This window comes from Zhongshania guokunii (assembly GCF_040892635.1).
Lineage (GTDB): Bacteria > Pseudomonadota > Gammaproteobacteria > Pseudomonadales > Spongiibacteraceae > Spongiibacter > Spongiibacter guokunii.
Window position 1 is genome coordinate 23,325 of the sequence record NZ_JBFRYA010000013.1, and the last position, 19,763, is coordinate 43,087.

The following is a 19,763-nucleotide window of genomic DNA, read 5'->3' on the forward strand; positions in this document are numbered from 1 at the left end:
CAATGATACCCCTTATCACCGCAATTTGGCAGACTGAAAGCTGGCAACGGCAAATGCAGCAGATGATTCGAGATCCAGAGCAGCTTTTTAGCCGCCTTGGTTTAGACATTGCCGACCGCCCCGATCTTGCCGCAGCACTCGCACAATTCCCGCTGAGAGTCACAGAAGCCTTTATCGCCAAGATGCAAACTGGTGACTGGAACGACCCGCTGTTACTGCAAGTATTGCCACAAGCACAGGAAATGACACCCCAGGCCGGATTTGTTGACGACCCCCTCGCCGAGCTCGATGCGAACCCCGTACCAGGCTTAATCCACAAATATCACGGCCGCGTACTACTCATTACCAGCCCCGCCTGCGCCATTCACTGCCGCTACTGCTTTCGCCGCAACTTCCCCTACAGCGCCAACAATCCCAGCCAACGGGATTGGCAGCAGGCGCTTGACTATATTGCTGCGCATCCAGAGATCAACGAAGTCATTCTCAGTGGCGGCGACCCGCTCGCCGCGAGCGATGATTATTTACACAAATTAATCAGCCGTATTGCCAGCATCCCCCATGTCGACACCCTGCGCCTGCACACACGACTGCCGCTGGTGCTACCCGCGCGAATTACCCCTGAGCTAATCGCAACGCTAAGCCGGCATCGCTTGCGCACTGTTATGGTGATTCACTGCAACCACGCCAACGAAATAGATAACGCAACTAGGAATGCCCTCAGTGCGCTGCAAAAAGCGGGAATAACACTGCTAAATCAAAGTGTTTTACTTAAAGGAATTAATGATAATGTCGATACTTTAATTACGTTAAGTCGTCGGCTGTTTGAAGTTGGCGTTATGCCCTATTATTTACATGTATTGGATAAAGTTAGGGGGGCAAGCCACTTTGACGTGAGTGAACACCAAGCGCAAACGCTAATGCGGGGGGTCTTGGCTGGTTTACCGGGCTATTTAGTACCACGCTTAGTGAGAGAGGACCCCCATGCAAGCAGTAAACGACCACTTGCGCTATTATGAATTAACGCGTAAAAACATAGACTTAATACACAAACTTAAAATATGTGCTTTGAGACTGCGGAAAATATCAGGATATGATGAATAGTAGCTCAAAACTCGCTGTGACCCTACCCAAGTACAATCGCGACACCCACAGCCAGTTTGCTCTAAATGCCAACGCGGTAAACACCTGGTTAAGCAGCCTGCCGCTCGCTAATCTCGGCGAATCTACCCGCCAGCTGTTTCAGGCGCTGTCGGAGCTTAGTCACGTCTCTTGCAAAGCCAAAGATCGCTATGAGATTCTTGAAAAAATTCGTCCTCAGGTGCATTACGTCACCAAGGGACTATCGCAACATTATCTAAACAAGCCGATTATTCTGCCCGAAAAAACCCAGAAAATCGTACTGCTAGCCGACACCTTAAACACGCAGCTGGCCACTGCCTACTGCCAAGCTTTCCAAGGCTTTGAGTCTGAGAATCGCCTGCTGCGCCCCAAAGAGGCAATGGCGACCTGCCTGCACCGCGCACTAACCGAATACAGCTGTATTTTACTCCGCAGCTACCAGCTTTACCGCAATTGTCACAGCGGCTTCTGGCTAAACCTGCACCGCATTTACCACTGCGCTCGCGTTATGAAGCTGTTTAAAATCAAAGTTACCGATGCTGCTCATGGCAATGGCGCTGTAGTTCAGGCGTATTTACGTCCTTTAATGCTGGCCTGTAGCCGCACGCATCAATTACCCCAACGCCATATTGAAGACATATTCAAAGCCCTCAATGCCTGGACCGGCTTCATTGAACTTCGCGATGACCGCTTAGAAAGCTGCGTGTTTTTACTAAACCCAACAGAAGACAATCAGCCGGTATATCGAGAGTTAGCACAAAATGCCCCCGCACTAGGCTGGCTTGGCATCGACACTAAGTTAATACTTACGCAGGGCGGCGCTCTCTCTAGCAATCCCTCGCCAGCTCGCAAAGCCGATGCTGCGGATCACTTGCCAAAAACTGTTATAGACCACATTTCGATCGCTTGGAATGCAGCCACCTCGCGAGCCGCTGAACGGGTGCCCTGTGACGAGCCAGTGCTGATTACCCTCGGCATGAACGCCACCCACTATTTTGTGGCCAACCAAGTTGATTTTGAACAATTCCAAATTGATCGCGATCAAGCCGAATCCCGCCCAGCCCCCTATTTAAACAACAAGAAAGCAGCGGATAGCTGGGGTGACAGTGGCGGCTTAGATACTCGCGACGTCGACAGCAATACCAAAGAGCATTTGGATATCGACTTTGACCAACAGCCACAGCACATAGAAACCATCAGCTACAGTCTCCCCACTAACGGCAGCAGCAGCCCAGCACCAGATACCAGCTATCAATACCTGCGCTCAAGAATTCTCGATGCCAGCGGTGCCGGTTACCGCTTGGAATGGCCTGAGTCGTCGCAAATTCGCATCCGCACAGGGGAGTTGCTTGGCGTCAAAGCCGACGACCACGACGGCTGGCGTATTGCGGTAGTGCGCTGGTTGCGCAGCGACGATATTCACCAAATTGGCATTGAGACGATTGCCTCTACCGCCACACCCTATAGCGTGCGCCTAGTGAACTCAGGATTAGCTGTTCAAGATTACCAACGCGCCATGCTTTTGCCGGGCGGGCAGCTCGCTAAAAATCCACTATTACTACTATCTAGTGTCACCGGCTTCGCCGAAGGCCAGACCGTCGAGCTAGTGCGTCCCGGCCATGCTATGCGGGTAAAACTAGACAAAAAAATAGAGGATTCCAATGCCTTTAAATTATTTACCTTCCAAGATATTTCGCGTCACGCGAATAAACTGGACGTAGCTGACACAGACACAAACAATAAAGGTGACTTCAACCAGCTCTGGGAAATACTGTAAGCTACTCCAGCGCGCACTCACCACTGCCACCTTAATGAGTTTCTATGAGTAACGACACCGCCATCAATATCCTGCTGTTTTGCCTTGCAGACAATGATGCCGAACAAATTATTGCCTGCTGTCGTCGCGCGGGAAGAGTTGCCCACACCCACACATTGGAAACTGGCGAGCAACTCAGCAAATCCATTTCTACTAAACACTGGGATGTTCTTGTCTTTGACGCCGAGCGCTCGCAACTTGATGTGCAGCGCTGCGGACATTTACTGCGCAAACATCAGATTGATCTTCCAATCATTTACATGGGCGAAGGCGACCCATTGAGCCCCCCCGACCCCGCTGTGGTCGACATTATAAGCAAATACAACATCCCCCAGCTCGTCAGCGCTGCGCTGCGCGAACAACGCGGCCAAGTCATACGCCGAAATTTAAAAGCCAGTGAAAACGCCCTTCGCGAAGCCGAACAGCGCAATGCACTGCTGCTTAGCGACCACCAAGATCCGCTCGCGTATATCACCGACGGTATGGTCATTTACGCTAACCCTGCCTTCTGCGAGCTGATGGGCCGGCAAGACCTAGACGGATTCCCCATTGTTGATTTAATAACCAACAAAGATCAGGACCGATTTAAAAATGCGTTAAAAAAGCAGCAACTCCACAAAGAGCAGCAGCGGCTCGAAATCTGCTTCGCCCGCGACGATAGCAGTGAATACAAGAGCCTAATCACTTGCAATAGCGCAACTTACGACGACGAAGAATGCGTGCAACTCACTCTGCACGATGATGACAGCAAGCACCAAGTTGGCGGCCTGGATCTAAGCACCCAAATGGCCAGCAAATTCCGATTCCAAGAAATCTTGCAAGAATTCATAGAGAACGAGCGCAATAGCGACTCATCTTTATTACTGCTGTCGGTCGACCACTTTAGTAAACTTCGCCAAAGCTCCAGCCTGCTAGATGTTGAGACCTTGCTGACCGCCGTCAGCAAACATGTTCGCCACATTATGCCCGCCCAGCATTACGGTCGCGTGTCCGACGATATGATCGCCGCCATTGGCCACCACGTGAGCAGTGACGCCGCATTAGAGATGGGCCTTGAGTTGTGCAGGGTCATTGAAAATGACATCTTTGAAATTAAAAAGAAATCTCTTCAGTGCACCGTGAGCGTGGCAATTACAGCAATCAACCACCTCACACCACCCCGCGCCGGCTTGTTACTAGACAATACTTTCCACGCCGTAGAGAAAATATATCTCAGCGGTGGCAATAATGCGGCAATCACCAGCCGTGAGCGCCAGCAACTCAGCGGTAAAGAGTCAGTAAGCTCGGTATTTAGCGAAGCCTTGGCTCAAAACCGCCTCGCCCTAGTATTTCAACCCATGATAAATCTCGGTGACGCCGACGGTGATCACTACGAAGCCTCGCTCGAGATAAAAGACTGGACCGAAGGCGATGTGACAGCAGGAGAATTGCTTCGGGTCATCGAGCAAGAGCCAGAAAACAATAAGCTCGACCACTGGATTGTGGTAGAAGCCACCAAGCAGCTCGCCAAAGAACGCCAAGCTGGGCAAGATCTAAAACTGATCATCAACCTTAGCGGCAATGTATTTCACGATCCCGAATTTTGTTCATGGCTGAGCGTTGCCTTTAAAGCAGCTGGCCTGCCGCCGTCTTCAGTCATACTGCAATTTAATGAAGAGAGCATCGCCAGCGCCTTAAAACCGGCGCTAAATTTTACTCAACAATTACAGAAAATGGGGTCTGCGCTTAGTGTTCGCAATTTTGGTAGAGCCAAGAAAGGCAATAAATTTCTTGCTCACATCCAGCCTCATCTCGTAAAGCCTGGGTTCAGAAAAACCGACACGCCAAGTAATGAGCAGATTAAAACGATTGTTGAGCAGGCTAAAGTGCTAAAGAGTCGAGTACTGATACCCAATGTTGGCAGCGCAGCCACCCTCGCCATGCTGTGGCAATTGGGCCCCGACTTTATTCAAGGCAGCTATGTAAATGAACCGATGCCGACAATGAGTTACGAATTCGCGGCATTTAACTAGGTCTCTTACTTCGATATTCGCAGGCTCAATAAAAACCAAGCCTGCGAGCTCTACGATCAGCCTGTCAAACGGTCACTAATCCCCAAGAGATATAGAATTCCATCCAAGCCTAAGGTGGAGATCGACTGCTTGGCATTTTCCCGCACAATAGGCTTAGCCCGAAACGCGATTCCCAAACCAGCAATACTCAACATAGGTAAGTCGTTAGCACCATCACCAACCGCGATAACCTGCTCTAAATTCAAGCCTTCACGCTGGGCAATCTCACGCAATAAGTCAGCCTTGCGCTGACCGTCGACCACAATGCCCTCAACCTCACCGGTCACTCGGCCATCGCGAATCACCAGCTCATTGGCATACACATAATCGATCCCAAGCTTTTTCTGCAAATAATGGCCAAAATAGGTAAAGCCTCCCGACAAAATTGCAGTTTTATAACCCAGCTGCTTCAAGGTTGAGACCAAGCGTTCGGCGCCTTCGGTAATGCGCAGGTTTTCAGCAATGCCTGTCAGCACAGACTCATCCAAGCCTTTGAGCAGCGCAACCCGCGCTTTAAAGCTCTCGGTAAAATCGATTTCACCACGCATTGCGCGCTCGGTGATCTCGGCGACCTGCTCGCCCACACCGGCGGCCTTCGCCAACTCATCGATAACTTCGGCCTCGATCAAGGTCGAGTCCATATCAAAAGCCACTAAGCGCCGAGTGCGGCGGAACATATTGTCTTCTTGATAGGCAATATCAATATCCAACTCACTGGCCAGATGCAGCAACTCGCGGCGGAAATCTGAGGCGTCCAGTAAATTGCCCCGCACCGATAACTCTACACAGGCTTTGGACTGTTGGGCCACGCCCTCGAGCGGTACTCGGCCCGACAAACGGTCGATACGATCTATATTGAGGGCGTAGCGCGACACAATATCAGTAACGCTCGCAATGTGACGACCGGTGATTTTGCGCGCCAACAGAGTCACAATATGACGCTGCTTACCCTGGCCAGTCACCCACTGGTTGTAACTCTCGGGGCTAACCGGCAAGAAGCGCACTTGCATTTGCATTTCGTGGGTGCGGAACAGAATATCTTTGAGAATACTCGCCGCCTCGGCACTGGCCGGCACCTCTACCAATAAGCCCAGCGATAAATTATCGTGTATCACCGCCTGACCAATATCGAGGATATTCACCCCGTGGTCAGCTAAAATGCCGGTAATGCTACTGGTCACGCCCGGACGATCATCTCCGGCAATATTGATCAATATGATTTCGTTCACACCACCCCCTACGGTAATCGGCGTATTGTAGCGGTTGATGTGATTCCACCCAAGTGCTGCGAGCCTTGATATACTCGCAACTCAAATAAAACCTCTAATTCCGGATGGAATGTTAGCAAATGCTGAAGCTGCTTCTAAAGCTCCCCCTGTCTGCCAAATGTGGATTCGTTACCGCTCTAATCTGTGCTATCGCTGGACTCACGCTATTGCTCACCAGCATGACCGCTAGCAAACAAATACTACTGGAAACCACCCGCATGATTGGCCAGCAGTGGACCAATCAATTGGCATCCCAAAGCCAACAAGCCTTACTGCGCAATGATAAAGTCAGCCTGCAAGCCATCTTACAGGATTATATAAACAGCCCACTGATCGTTTACGGTAGCATCGCCAATGCACGGGAAGAAGCCGTGGCCGAAGCTGGGCACTGGCGCGCCGAAAACCTCAATTACCAAGCGCAGGTAGCGGCAGACGGCCGCTTGGGACTGGTTAAACTCTCCTTGAGCCGCGAATTAATTGGCGATGAGATTCGCGATTTAGGTAAAACCCTACTGATTTTAACTGGACTACTTGCCTCCTTTAGCTACGCCATTGTGGCCGTCCCGCTGCGCCGTATCGAAGAACTCTTAGAGCTCGCACGAGCTAGACTCGCGCAGCCATTGCGCAATGACGAGTGCCTATATCGCGGCAGCGACAGCTTGGGCAAGCTCCTTGAAGAAATTCACAACCCCCAAATACGGCTTAGCCAGCTCGGCAAGCACCGCTTTAAAGACTATTATGTGCTGCACTGCCACTGGCAGGCTTACGACTCCCTGCAAACCCAAATGGCCCCCGACAGCTTCCGCGAGCATCTGCGCACCAGCTACGCCCGCGGCGAAGCCATTGCTAGGCTTTACCACGCCGACATCGTAGTCCACCGCCACAACGCTATTAGCTTGCGCTTTTTTGAGATTCCCGACACCGACCACCCCTTATTTCGCGCCTTGTGCTGCGCCGAGCTGTTTCAAAAACTGGACAAAATTCTGCGCAGCCACGCCGGTATAGCCCATATTCTTGGCGAGGGTGACCACTGGGAGTGCGCAGCACTGGAGTGTGCGGCGATCGATCAGCTACACTCCGTGACGACCGAAGGCAAGGGCACATGGCTAGATAAAGGCAGCCGCCAGCACGAGCGCCTCGAAGCCTGGGGAGATTTTAGAGGTAATCAGGTTATCGGTATGAAGTCGCCATATAACGACTTACTTGAAAGACAGCAGACTCAGCTTAAAAAGCTGAGTCTTGAATCCTTCAAGCAAGACAATTTACGGCAACAGGAAGGTCAGGCAGACAACCCTGATTAAGCAGGGCTGACGGTTTCAATGGCATCCACTTTCTGGAAGCCGCGCGGCAGTTTATGACCTCGGCGACCACGCTCACCCACATAGTGTTCAAGCTCGGCAAACTTCAGTGACAAGTGGCGCTTACCCGAAATAACTTTCAGCACGTCGCGCTCACCAAATACCGCAATAGCCGTCACATACTCTTCGCGACTCGCCAGCCGCGCGGAGGGAATACCAATCATCTTATTACCCTTACCGCGGGGCATGACTGGCAACTCAGCCGCAGGGAAAATCAACATTCGCCCTTCGGTCGTCACCGCCACCACATAGCTACTCTCTAGATTGGCTATCGGGATAGGCGACAATACTTTAGCGCCACTTGGCAGAGTTAAGGCGGCTTTACCGGCCTTGTTTTTGCTCTGCAACTCGGCCAATTTGGCGATAAAGCCATATCCAGCATCCGAGGCCAATAAATAGTGCCCCTCGTCACTGCCCATCATCATGCCCGTAAAGCTGACCCCCGACGGAGGGTTAATTCGCCCGGTTAGCGGTTCGCCCTGCCCCCGCGCAGAAGGCAATGTATGTGCCGCCACGGTGTAACTGCGGCCGGTGCTGTCGAGAATAATCACCGGCTGATTACTTTTGCCTCGCGCCACTAGGTTGTAACGGTCACCGGATTTGTAGCTCAAGCTAACAGGGTCAATATCGTGACCTTTACCAGCACGAATCCAGCCCATTTCCGACAAAATGACCGTTACTGGCTCGGCGGCGACAATATCCTCTTCCAAAAACGCCTTGGCCTCGCCACGCACCACTAGGGGTGAGCGCCGCTCGTCGCCAAATTCTTCGGCAACGGCCAGCAGCTCTTTGCGCACCAAGCTTTTCATGCGGCGCGCAGAGCCAAGGGTTTGCTCTAGTGAATCACGCTCTTTGGCCAACTCGTCTTGCTCGCCCCGAATTTTCATCTCTTCGAGCTTAGCCAAATGGCGTAACTTTAACTCTAAAACCGCTTCCGCCTGGGTATCGGTTAAATCAAAGCGCGCCATCAACACCGGCTTGGGCTGATCTTCTTCGCGAATAATGGCGATAACTTCGTCAATATTCAAAAATGCGATTAATAAGGCGTCGAGGATATGCAGGCGCCGCAGCACCTTATCCAAACGAAACTCAAGACGGCGGCGAGTAGTGTTAGTACGAATTTCCAGCCATTCGCTCAGAATACGATCTAGGCTTTTTACCTGTGGTCGGCCGTCCAAGCCGATCATATTCATATTAACGCGGTAGCTGCGCTCTAGATCGGTGGTGGCAAATAAGTGATTCATTACCGCCTGCGCATCAACCCGATTCGAACGAGGAATTACCACCAAACGAGTAGGGTTCTCGTGATCTGATTCATCCCGCAAATCCACCACCATCGGTAGCTTCTTGGCCTGCATCTGCTGGGCAATTTGCTCCAAGACTTTGGAACCAGAAGCTTGATGAGGCAGCGAGGTGATTACAATATCGTCACCCTCGCGCAGCCACAATGCCCGCATCCGCAGTGAGCCACGGCCGGTTTCATAAATTTTACGCAGATCTTCCGGCGGCGTAATAATCTCGGCGTCGGTGGGGAAATCCGGCCCTTTTACATGCTCGCAAAGCTCGGCTACCGAGGCATTCGGCGCATCCAACAAATGAATACAGGCGCTAACGACCTCCCGCAAATTATGCGGTGGAATATCGGTAGCCATACCGACCGCAATACCGGTGGTACCATTAAGCAGTATATTGGGAACCCGCGCCGGCATGGTGGAGGGTTCGTCCATGGCGCCATCAAAATTCGGCACCCAATCCACCGTCCCTTGACCCAACTCGCTTAATAAGACTTCGGCGTATTTGGTGAGTTTAGACTCGGTATAACGCATCGCCGCGAAGGATTTTGGATCATCTGGCGAACCCCAGTTCCCTTGCCCATCTATTAGCGGATAGCGATAGGAAAAGTCCTGCGACATCAACACCATGGCCTCATAAACCGCACTGTCGCCGTGGGGGTGAAATTTACCAATAACGTCGCCGACCGTACGCGCCGACTTTTTGTACTTGGCATTTGCCTTTAAGCCCAGCTCGCTCATGGCATACACGATCCGCCGCTGCACTGGCTTTAGACCATCGGCAATATTCGGCAGGGCGCGATCGAGAATGACGTACATGGAATAGTCCAAGTAGGCCTTTTCGGTGTAGCTCTTCAGGGGCATTTGTTCGACGCCGTCAGCGCCAATCACAATAGTTTCTGACATACGGTGGTATTCAATCCTTATTTCTACAATAGCGCTAAGACTAGCGGAAATGTCCAGTATTAGCGACGTAACAGTGGCTGCGACTACTAAGAAACACTAGCGTAGCTACGGGTAATTACGAAGGGTTTGTTGCCACCGCCCCTCCTATACTGATCGCAAGTTGATCAAAGGAGATCTGAGATGGCCGCCCAAAAGATAGTTAGATTAGCAGAATATCGTCAAAATACGCAGCAGATGCATATCGACGACATCAGCGCGCAGGCCTTTCTATTCCTACAAGAACAAGCCCAAGAACACGATCTGCCAATGCGAACCCTGCTTAAAGAACATTTACTGGGAATTGCCTGCGTGGTCAAGGCCGTAGAAGGCATTGATGAGGCCCAAAACTGGCTCGCCATGATTAGCGACGAAATCAATCAATAGACCACAAGCAAAGGCTAATCACTAGCCTTTGCGCTATTAAGAGTAGGCAATACCGTTGGCGTCAGCATATACACCGCCAACGCCCCCAGCTCGCCAAATCGCTCAATTATCACATTTCAACGACCACTGCTTATTTCTCCGGTGACTCGGGAACGATATTATCAGGCCGATAGCAATACTTAAGCAGCATAATAAACGCCACAAATATCAGACAACAGCCAATAGCAGTCAACAACTCCCTGGGCACCGGAGAAAAAACAAACAGGTAATCTCGCCCCTTTATCAGTGCCGAAAAACTAGATACGCAAAACGGCATAAGGAATAGCCTAAAATTTTGCCAGGGGTCGGCGCTGCGACCAACACTGAGCATTAAACCTAAGCCAATGATTGCACTTATGCCTAGGGCATTTACCCAAATTTTTGGCGAGCCATCAAAACACATATACACATTACTTAGGTACCAAAGCAAATAGCACCATAAAATAAGCTTGCCGCCTTTTAGATTAACAAAATAACTTCTTAATACTCGAACTGTTCTCAGCAAAAAATAGCCCTCGCCTAATTCCCGCAGCTCGGTTATCACTACGCTAACTATCGACAATCTCAATTTCTAAATGCTTTTCTGCTGAAAGAGAATTGCTAACGATACAAATCTTCTCCGCTTTTTTGAGCAAGGTCTCCGCTTTGGATTTACTATCAATGTCTTTCAGCTGCAACTTTACCTTGGTAGTAATTGTAGTAAACAGCATAGTTCGTGCCACTTTATCTAGCTCACCTTGTGCCTGGCATTGAATCGACTCCCACTCCAACTTAGCGATATCCGCCACCGTTCGAAAAGACAACACAAAACAGTTGGCGACAGCAGCCATCAACAATTCTTCTGGCGACCATTGATCGCCTGGACCGTCAAACTGTGTTGGCGGAGCAACCACCAGTTCAGGTAAATTTCCAGTGTTGCAGCGCAAGGTATCGTGCGCCGACGCGTCAACCGTAACCGAATAAAAATGAGGTAATTCATGCATAACAGCATCCTTATATAATCGATTCATATACACCAAAATAACGTGTACTTATTCAGCATACACCCTAGTGGCACGCATCGCGATAATGAACAAACTTTAAGTTTAAATAGCGCTAATACATACATATCTCGGTTGATTTTTGCCCTCGGGCTCACGCACACTAAAGTCCGCAAACAACCCCAACACGAACATTATCATGTATTCACAGGCAACTTATGAATACTGATGATAGCTCACGCACGGAACCACCAACCGCCGCCAAGTTATATAAAACGGGCAACGGCTAGTAAAAACCGAGTGAAATAAACGCGTGTTTAAACAAGGAAAACTCATATGAAGCAGTTGTCACAGTTTGATTCCATTTTTGTTTATAACGAAAGTAACTCCACGCCGCTTCATATTAGTCCCATCCTAATTTACGACCCCAGCAGCGCACCTGACGGCACTGTTCGCTATAAAGATATTTTGGCAAAATTTAGCGAACGTATTCATAAGTCGCCAGTGTTTCGTCGCAAACTGGTGCGAGTGCCGTTTAATTTAGACAGCCCTTATTGGGTAGAAGACAAAAACTTTGATCTTGAGTTTCATGTACGCCATATCGCGCTTCCCCAGCCCGGCGACTGGCGACAGTTTTGCATTTTGCTCGCCCGCTTACACAGCCGCCCCCTCGATCTAAATCGGCCGCCATGGGAGGCCTACATTATTGAGGGCCTCGACAATATCACCGGCTTGCCAAGCGGCTGCTTTGCCATGTATCTAAAAATTCATCACAGTGCGATCGACGGCGCCACCGGCAATCAGATCATTGAAGCCTTACACGACCTCGGCCCAGACAACGTCATCATCGGCGAGCCCGATCAATGGCAGGGCGAAGACGACCCCAGCCAATTCACTCTAATAAAAAACGCCTACTTAAATTTATTTAAATCGCCCCAAAAGCTGAGTAGAGCCGTTAAGCACGCACTTAAATCACGCAAAGAAGAATACAAAGGCTATGGTGGCAAAGCATTCACTAACCATAGTGTTAAAGACCGTACTCGCTTTAACAATGCCGTTACGCCCCACCGCGTTTTTGGCGGCCTGCGAATGGATTTACAAGAACTAAAATATATTAAAAATACCGTAGGCGAGTGCACCCTAAACGACGTATTACTCAGTATCGTCGGCGGTGCAATGCGCAGCTATCTTGAATCAAAAAATGAGCTACCAACAAACTCCCTAGTCGCTGGCGTCCCTATTAGCACCCGCACCGAAGCCAATGCCAACGCAGAGGGTGGCAATGAAGTTGCCGGTATGCGCTTACATTTACGCACCGACATCGCCGACCCAGTCGCGCGCCTCAAATTAATTCACAGCGACGCAATGGCCAGTAAAGCCTATGCAAACGCGATTGGCGTGGAACGAATCTCGACCATCGTAAATTCGATCCCCTCCGGACTCGCCTCATTGGGCATGCGAGTGGCGGCCAGCACCGGCTTAAGCAGCAAGGCTCCAGTCCTACACACTATTGTCACCAATGTGCCGGGACCGGCTTTCCCCATGTATATGTGTGGCGCCAAGGCCATGCTCTGGCTAGGTGCTGGCGCACCACTTGATGGCGCTGGTCTATTCCATACCGTAAACAGCTATTTTGGCAGTGTTTCACTAACGTTTATCTGCTGTAGAGAAATGCTACCGGACCCCGACTTTTATCATCAGTGTATCAACACCGCCTTTCGCGACTTGCTTAGCGCAGCAAAAGCACTAGATCAGGGCGTACAAACCGCGAACAAGACGGCGGCACCAATTAAACCAAGAGCGAAGAAGGTGGCTAGCAAAGTTTAGCTACACCCTAGCGACATCGACGTATACCGATCAACATTAAAAAGGAGCCCATTTTGGCCAGTAATTACTTTAACCTCAAAGGCAAAATCTGCCTTATAACTGGCGCCTCTAGTGGGCTCGGCGTACATTTTGCCAATGTACTGGCCAACGAGGGCGCTACTGTTATTCTCGCCGCCCGCCGTGCCGACAAACTCGGCAGCGCTGTCGAGAGCATTCGTAAAGACGGCGGCAGCGCCTATGCCGTAACAATGGATGTTGCCAATAGCGATAGCGTAACTAAGGCCTTTGCCGTCATAAAGGCAGAGTACGGCGGCCTCGATGTTCTCATCAATAACGCAGGCGTCGCCGACGAGCCCAAGAAATTTCTCGACACCAATGAGCAAGATTGGAACTGGGTAATGGAAACTAATCTCAGCGGCGCTTGGCGAGTAGCGCGAGCCGCAGCGCTACAAATGGTTGAAGCAGGCACTGAAGGCAGCATTATTAATATTGGCTCAATCTACGGCCAGCACACTGGGGTAATGAAAGTTGCCTACAATGTTTCGAAAGCGGGGGTAGTGCAATTAACAAAATCCATGGCCATGGAGCTATGCCGCAAAAACATCCGTGTTAACGCCCTGTGTCCTGGGTGGTTCTTAACAGAAATTAACGACGATTATTTCGCATCGGAATCCGGCCAGCGCTATATTCAAGGCTTCCCCGCGCGACGTCTGGGCGCAATGGAAGATCTCACCGTACCACTATTACTGCTCGCCAGCAGTAGCGCCGGCGCTTACATGAACGGCACCAGTATCACTGTTGACGGAGGCTTGGTGGAGTCACCAATTTAAGCCCTAAAGATGTGTTATTTTCTTGGACCCAGCGCGATAGCGCTGGCCCAATTACACCGTTAAGGTTTTCAACTCAACTATCAGACATATGGCGGGAGCCACCTATGACCAGAGCCAGCCTTGCATCGCGTACGTTCAGCGAACTGATTCGTCACTATGCAGCGACTCAGCCTGACTATCCTGCGCTGATATTTAAAGGTCGCCACAGTAGTTATAACGACCTCGAAAAACAAAGTAACGCCATCGCCAACACTTTGCTTGCTGCGGGGATGCGCAAGGGCAGCCGAGTAGGGATACTAGCCAAAAACTCTGATCAGTATTTGAAAATATTAATAGGCACTGCTCATATTGGCGCAGTCACGGTAGGTCTTAACTGGCGACTTTCGCCCAAAGAATTAAGCTACATTAGTAACGACAGCGACATGGAGGCCCTATTTGTAGGCCCTGAGTTTCTGGAAACCGCGGCACTAATCAAGCGGGAAACACCCACTTTAAAACTTATTATTAGCATAGATTCGATCCACCCAGAGTGGCCGACACTGACAGACTGGGTTGCAAACAGTCCGAGCAGCCAGACCACGATAAGCGTCTGTGCAGATGACGCAGCGCTACAGCTTTACACCAGCGGCACTACCGGCAATCCGAAGGGTGTAGTTCTACCCAATCGCGCTTTCTTCGACCCTTGGGTCTACCAAGATCACCCAGAGATGGCGTGGAACAATATACAGTCTAACGATGTGTGCTTACTCGCCATGCCATTTTTTCATGTTGGCGGTATTGGCTTGGCCTTTATGGCGCTGCGCGGCGGCGCCAGCGCAGTGATTGTGCCAGAGTTCTCACCCCGTGAATTACTCAAGATCGTGCCCGAATTTGGTATTAGCCGCACTTTTTTGGTTCCTGCAGCGCTCCGCGCCATATTACTATTACCCGAGGCCGCCGCAGCCGATTGGTCATCTTTACAGCAGATCATTTACGGTGCTGCTCCGATGCCCGAAGCCCTGCTACTAGAAGCGCTGCGCATTATAAAATGTGACTTCGTACAAAATTACGGCATGACCGAGCTTTCGGGAACTGTGGTGCATCTGCCACCCAAGGATCACGTACCAGGTAGCAAGCGTTTGCGAGCCGCCGGCTTAGCAACCCCCAATACCGAGATAAAAATTATCGACAGCCATGGCTACGCCGTCTCCCAAGGTGAAGTAGGTGAGATATTAATTCGCAGCCCCGCTACGATGCTGGCCTACTGGAAAAACCCCGAAGCCACAGCAAGCACATTAATAGATGGCTACATCCACACTGGGGACGCAGGGTATCAAGACGACGACGGCTATCTGTATATTTTTGATCGCGTCAAAGACATGATCATTAGTGGCGGGGAAAATATTTACCCCATTGAAGTTGAAAATGCGCTTTTTAATCATCCCGACATAACCGATGTTGCCGTCATCGGGATCCCCGATGAACAATGGGGCGAGGCGGTGACGGCGGTTGTTGTTCGCAAAGAACACAGCAAGGTCTCTGAGCAGGAGCTAATCACCTTCGCCAAAGAGCAGATAGCTACCTACAAATGCCCCAAGAAAATTGTTTTCAGCGCAGAACTGCCCCGCAACGCCTCTGGCAAAATACTAAAACGCCAACTGCGCCAACCCTATTGGGAGCAGCAGGACCGCAATCTTTAAGCCGCTAGCCTCAATGGCTGGCAAGGCTGCCGCCATTGATCGCCGCTAAAACATAAAAATAATTATTTAAATACCTTAAGAAGCAGACATCCCAAGACCAATTCGGTCTATAGTTAGGCAAACACATTCAAGATCCAGAAATCTGCTTACAATAAAACTCGATGTAATTTATGCAACTGCGACTTAAACCAACGCCAGCGTTTACACTTTCCGTTTTGCTCAGCACCGCGTTATTGGCGATCAATGCTGGCTGCGCCACAAACACCAGCCCGCCGCTTGCACTCAATATTCCCGCGCCAACAACTGCGCAGGTAAACGCTCTCTTGCAAGACGATGCCAGCGGTAATGAAAGCAATCAAAATCCTAAAGCCTTTCCCGAAGAGAACATTTTAGCAATAGACCCCGACATGCGTTACTTCGTCGAAGAGCATGTGCCCGCAGCACTGAGCCCGCGCGCACGCCTAAGCTATCTACTCGACAGTATGGTGCGACCCTCACAACTGGGCTTAAGCTACGACCCAGGAATCACCTTAAACGCGACAGAGACATTTTATGCTCACCGTGGAAACTGCCTGTCCTTAAGCTCATTATTCATTGCCCTTGCCCGAGAGGCCAACCTCAACGCCTATTACAATGAAGTCACTATTCCACCCAGCTGGGATATGATTAGCGACAACAGTATGGTGTTTTACAAACACATCAATGTTGTTGTCGACTTTGGCGACGATGGCCAAGAAGTCGTCGACCTCAGCGTGGATAATTATGAGTACAACTACCCCCAACAACGCCTCAGCGAACAAGAGGCCGCCGCACAATACTACAATAATCGTGGCGCAGAATTTTTGAATCAAGATCAGAATGATGAAGCGATGCGTTACTTTCGCCGAGCCCTGTATTTAAACCCCAATGCTGGACATATCTGGGGCAACCTCGGCACCCTGCTGCGCCGCTATAAGCGGAACGATGACGCCGAGATCGCATTTCGCCAAGCCCTAACACTCAACCCCAATGATCAGGTCGCCATCAGCAATTTAAGCAGACTTTACCACGACCTCGGAAAAATAAAACAGGCAAAGCAGCTTGAAAAAGCATCCGAGGTATTTCGCAAACAGAATCCATTTTGGCATTACAGTAAGGCGAAATCAGATTTCGAGCAGGGCGATTTTAACAGCGCACTCAAATCAATTAATCAGGCGATTGACCTAGATCGAAGCGAATATCGATTTTACCAGTTCTCTGCACTGGTATTACATCGCCTAGGCGATGTCGAGCGAGCCAAAAAGCAGGCTATTAAAGCGGCACGCTTAAAATTGAAGAGTAACTAAGACATAAAAAAGGCGCCCTAAAGGCGCCTAACAATAGCATTTCAATAAATTAAAACTGGTATTGAACACTTGCACTCAATGATTGACCAACGTCTTCAGAAAACGTCACCACATTATCGCGCTCGATTTGCAGGCTTTCATCTAGAATATTTTTCAATTTTAATTTAACAATAATCGCTTCAGTGGGATAGTAAGAATAAGTTGCATCCAGCGAATTGAACGGTTGCTCATATGCGTCTGGCTCTCCATTACGACCAGCAAAATACAAGCGCTCACCAAACACATTGTAGGATAAGGTTGCAGAGTGCTGTTCATTAGGCGCGTCATAACCCAGTATCAAGTTTGCTGAATAATTGGACGCGCCAACCAAGTCGCGAGTTGGATTGGTTGGTGCGTCAGCTTTTGAGCCGGCAACCAATTCCGTATCCAGTAAGGTTAAGTTGCCCTGCAAGAAGAACGGCATTAGCTTACTGGAAACATCCCCAAGGTCTTTCATAAACTCTAATTCAACACCGGTAATCGTTGCACTCTCTGCATTGATAATTTCAACCGCGGTATTGGTATCTCCTGCGGCAGCTTGAAACTGTTCGATAGGATCATTTATGTCTTTATAGAATAGCGATGCAGTTAAATTATCGCCGTTGCTAAAAAACCATTCTGCGCGCACATCGTAATTTTTAAACTGCGCAGGAGTAACATCTGGATTACCAAAAACCAGCGCACCGGTAATTGGGTCAATGTAACTGGCCTTAGATATCTCGCGCAAATCAGGTCTAACCGTAGTTTCGCTATAGCCAAAGCGGAGCTGGAAGTCTTCTGCAAAAAAGCCAGGTCGCATATAGGTCGCAGCCAATGATGTATAAGTATCATCATTTGTAAACACTGCATCTTGCAGCTCTTTCGCTATCGCCTCCTGCCCACCCGACTCAGACGTAACAATAGGAATGCCGGTAAAATCTAGGGGATCCCAAGTAAGGCCAACTTGCTGATAGTCTTCGTAGCGTAACCCCGCCACTACACGCCAAGTTTCCTGCCAGGTGATATCAAACTTGCCATAATATGCATCAACTCGGTTGGCGGCGAGATAACTCTCCGAATTACTCCCAGCTACCGCTACTTGGTAACCTAGATCTTGATCAAGAATATTTCGATCACCGTATACCATTGCCAGCGGCCCAGTTAAAGCTTCGTTAGGTGCACTTACACTGCCAAGCCCAAACTGAGTTTGCTGGTACGTTCGTACTTTTTGCCAGTACTCTGCACCACCCGATACCTCAAATGCCCAATCCCGAGTAGTCAATGGCATGTTCACTTCCCAGCCGTAGCTCTCAACCTGATCTTCTAGATCGGTGAAGCGATAATCTGCGGAAGAGCTGTCGCGCACCACGGTGGTTACCGACGGCGAACCAAATTGATGATTGCTTTGCACCGACACTTCATTTGGAATTTCAGTCGTTGACTCGCTATCTGAGTAGAACCAATCGAAGCCTAGTCCTTCAAATATCGCCAACGCTTCGCTGCCAAAAAGCTCACGACTAGCCTCGCCAAATTTATGCTCACCGCGAATTTGATGTATTTCCAGTTCGCGCTGCTCATAACGAAGCTTAAATACACGATCCGAATTAGAGCCCACAGAGAAAGGCTTATCCAGATCGTATTTATCGGTGATCGATATTTTGTCATCGGTATTACGCAGATATAAGCTCGTTGTTTCAATATAGTGATCTTCGTTTAAGCGCAGACCAAAGCCAAGATTAGCGGTTAAAGACACATTCTGTGTAGTCTCATTTTTGACATCCACTTCTTCGCTTTCAGTAACCGAGCGACTCACACTTTTCTTATTGCGCCACTGAGAGTCGTACGCTATACCAGCGAGAAAGCCAAACTCTGTTTCTTCAGCATCGCCTAGGTAAAATCGATTCCCCAAGTTTGCTTCTGCCGAAAAATCTGGATCACCGCTAACTTCATACACATTAATTTTTCGATAAAGCTCAGTTGCCAGCTGCCGATTTACCGCTTCGGCATCTGAAATCGTTGCGTTAGGATTGGTTTTACGCATTTCAGCGAGAATATCATTGCGGTCAAAGCTTCCGCCGTAGGTTCTCAACGCTTGCGTCAACGCCGGTGACAGCGCCCGTGTACCATCATCTTTACCCCAAGCGTCATCGCCACCGCCCTCGTAGCTGAGAAAATCACCATCGGATTCAGTGTTCATTCCGCTACCGATTTCAATATTAAAAACCAGATCTGTCGGGATTCCCTTGGTTCTAATATCAACACTGCCACCGCCAAATGCCGCAGGCATGTCTGCAGAGTGCACTTTTTGAACTGCCAGAGATTCAACAATCGAGGTCGGAAAAATATCTAAAGGTATAACACTGCGCGATAGATCGGGCGACGGCACTACCGCACCATTGAGTAAAGTACTTGAATAGCGCTCACCTAAACCGCGAACAAATACATATTTGTCATCCACCAGGGTAACACCCGGCACACGGCGCAGCGCCGCTGCGACAGTCGAGTCACCGACTCGGCCGATTGCCTCTGAGGTCAAGAAGTCTATTGCGACCTCTTGCTCTAAACGCTCTATCACAACATTTTCAGCACTACTTTTAAGACGCCCAACGACGACGACTTCCTCTATCGGCTTGTTAAGAGCAAAGCCGTCAGAGCCGGCTTCCTGAGCCACTGCGCCTATCGCAAGGCTAAGTGCGCTGACGGTAAACGCAGGCAACACACCTTTTTTAATTACGTTTTTTTTCATGAGAAACGACCCACGTGCATAAATTGATCGGGTTTTAACAGAAAGGGCGCCGTAAGGCGCCCTCTGATTTACGGCTTAAGCTGAAC

General features: G+C 49.8%; 14 protein-coding genes. 9 read left to right on the plus strand and 5 right to left on the minus strand.

All coding sequences use genetic code 11. The features are described 5' to 3' along the window. Nucleotides 1-2: 2 nt before the first annotated feature. The 3 genes from epmB to AB4876_RS14180 all read left to right on the plus strand — a co-directional run bounded on the left by epmB (nt 3) and on the right by AB4876_RS14180 (nt 4,947). Complete coding sequence (epmB, locus tag AB4876_RS14170) at nt 3-1,016, plus strand: EF-P beta-lysylation protein EpmB (RefSeq protein ID WP_368382430.1); 1,014 nt, start codon at nt 3-5, stop codon at nt 1,014-1,016. A 74-nt stretch (nt 1,017-1,090) separates the two neighbouring features. Beyond that, nucleotides 1,091-2,896, plus strand: coding sequence for a cyclic-di-GMP receptor FimW-related protein (locus AB4876_RS14175; protein ID WP_368382431.1), 1,806 nt, complete (start codon nt 1,091-1,093; stop codon nt 2,894-2,896). A 44-nt stretch (nt 2,897-2,940) separates the two neighbouring features. After that, nucleotides 2,941-4,947: a sensor domain-containing phosphodiesterase gene (locus tag AB4876_RS14180; protein WP_368382432.1), complete on the plus strand. Its 2,007-nt coding sequence runs from the start codon at nt 2,941-2,943 to the stop codon at nt 4,945-4,947. Between the two features lie 56 nt (nt 4,948-5,003). Here the strand turns inward: AB4876_RS14180 and serB are convergent, their stop codons facing one another. Further along, on the minus strand, nt 5,004-6,215 hold the full coding sequence (serB, locus tag AB4876_RS14185) for a phosphoserine phosphatase SerB (RefSeq protein WP_368382433.1): 1,212 nt from the start codon (nt 6,213-6,215) through the stop codon (nt 5,004-5,006). Nucleotides 6,216-6,334: 119 nt separating this feature from the next. On the opposite strand from serB, the gene AB4876_RS14190 reads away from it, so the two are divergent. Further along, nucleotides 6,335-7,555 carry a hypothetical protein gene (locus AB4876_RS14190; protein WP_368382434.1) on the plus strand — a complete coding sequence of 407 codons (1,221 nt, stop codon included), beginning with the start codon at nt 6,335-6,337 and terminating at the stop codon, nt 7,553-7,555. Here the strand turns inward: AB4876_RS14190 and parC are convergent. Further along, nucleotides 7,552-9,810 (minus strand): DNA topoisomerase IV subunit A, encoded by a 2,259-nt coding sequence (gene parC / locus AB4876_RS14195; protein WP_368382435.1) that lies wholly within the window; start codon nt 9,808-9,810, stop codon nt 7,552-7,554. The genes AB4876_RS14190 and parC overlap by 4 nt on opposite strands. A 180-nt stretch (nt 9,811-9,990) precedes the next feature. On the opposite strand from parC, the gene AB4876_RS14200 reads away from it, so the two are divergent. After that, nucleotides 9,991-10,233, plus strand: coding sequence for a hypothetical protein (locus AB4876_RS14200; protein WP_368382436.1), 243 nt, complete (start codon nt 9,991-9,993; stop codon nt 10,231-10,233). Nucleotides 10,234-10,363: 130 nt separating this feature from the next. Here AB4876_RS14200 and AB4876_RS14205 read toward each other — a convergent pair whose 3' ends face one another. Together AB4876_RS14205 and AB4876_RS14210 are read right to left on the minus strand one after the other, a co-directional pair. Beyond that, complete coding sequence (locus tag AB4876_RS14205) at nt 10,364-10,834, minus strand: hypothetical protein (protein ID WP_368382437.1); 471 nt, start codon at nt 10,832-10,834, stop codon at nt 10,364-10,366. After that, entirely contained in the window at nt 10,821-11,255 is a 435-nt protein-coding gene (locus AB4876_RS14210) for an OsmC family protein (RefSeq protein WP_368382438.1), read from the minus strand. The genes AB4876_RS14205 and AB4876_RS14210 overlap by 14 nt, the downstream gene beginning before the upstream one ends. Before the next feature lie 333 nt (nt 11,256-11,588). Between AB4876_RS14210 and AB4876_RS14215 the strand changes: the two genes are divergently transcribed. The 4 genes from AB4876_RS14215 to AB4876_RS14230 all read left to right on the plus strand — a co-directional run bounded on the left by AB4876_RS14215 (nt 11,589) and on the right by AB4876_RS14230 (nt 16,913). Next, on the plus strand, nt 11,589-13,079 hold the full coding sequence (locus tag AB4876_RS14215) for a WS/DGAT/MGAT family O-acyltransferase (RefSeq protein WP_368382439.1): 1,491 nt from the start codon (nt 11,589-11,591) through the stop codon (nt 13,077-13,079). Between the two features lie 53 nt (nt 13,080-13,132). Further along, complete coding sequence (locus AB4876_RS14220) at nt 13,133-13,909, plus strand: SDR family NAD(P)-dependent oxidoreductase (RefSeq protein ID WP_368382440.1); 777 nt, start codon at nt 13,133-13,135, stop codon at nt 13,907-13,909. 104 nt (nt 13,910-14,013) lie between these two features. After that, nucleotides 14,014-15,588 (plus strand): long-chain-fatty-acid--CoA ligase, encoded by a 1,575-nt coding sequence (locus tag AB4876_RS14225; protein WP_368382441.1) that lies wholly within the window; start codon nt 14,014-14,016, stop codon nt 15,586-15,588. A gap of 170 nt (nt 15,589-15,758) precedes the next feature. Beyond that, nucleotides 15,759-16,913 carry a tetratricopeptide repeat protein gene (locus tag AB4876_RS14230; RefSeq protein ID WP_368382442.1) on the plus strand — a complete coding sequence of 385 codons (1,155 nt, stop codon included), beginning with the start codon at nt 15,759-15,761 and terminating at the stop codon, nt 16,911-16,913. A 49-nt stretch (nt 16,914-16,962) separates the two neighbouring features. Here AB4876_RS14230 and AB4876_RS14235 read toward each other — a convergent pair whose 3' ends face one another. After that, nucleotides 16,963-19,677: a TonB-dependent receptor domain-containing protein gene (locus AB4876_RS14235; protein WP_368382443.1), complete on the minus strand. Its 2,715-nt coding sequence runs from the start codon at nt 19,675-19,677 to the stop codon at nt 16,963-16,965. Nucleotides 19,678-19,763: the final 86 nt, after the last annotated feature.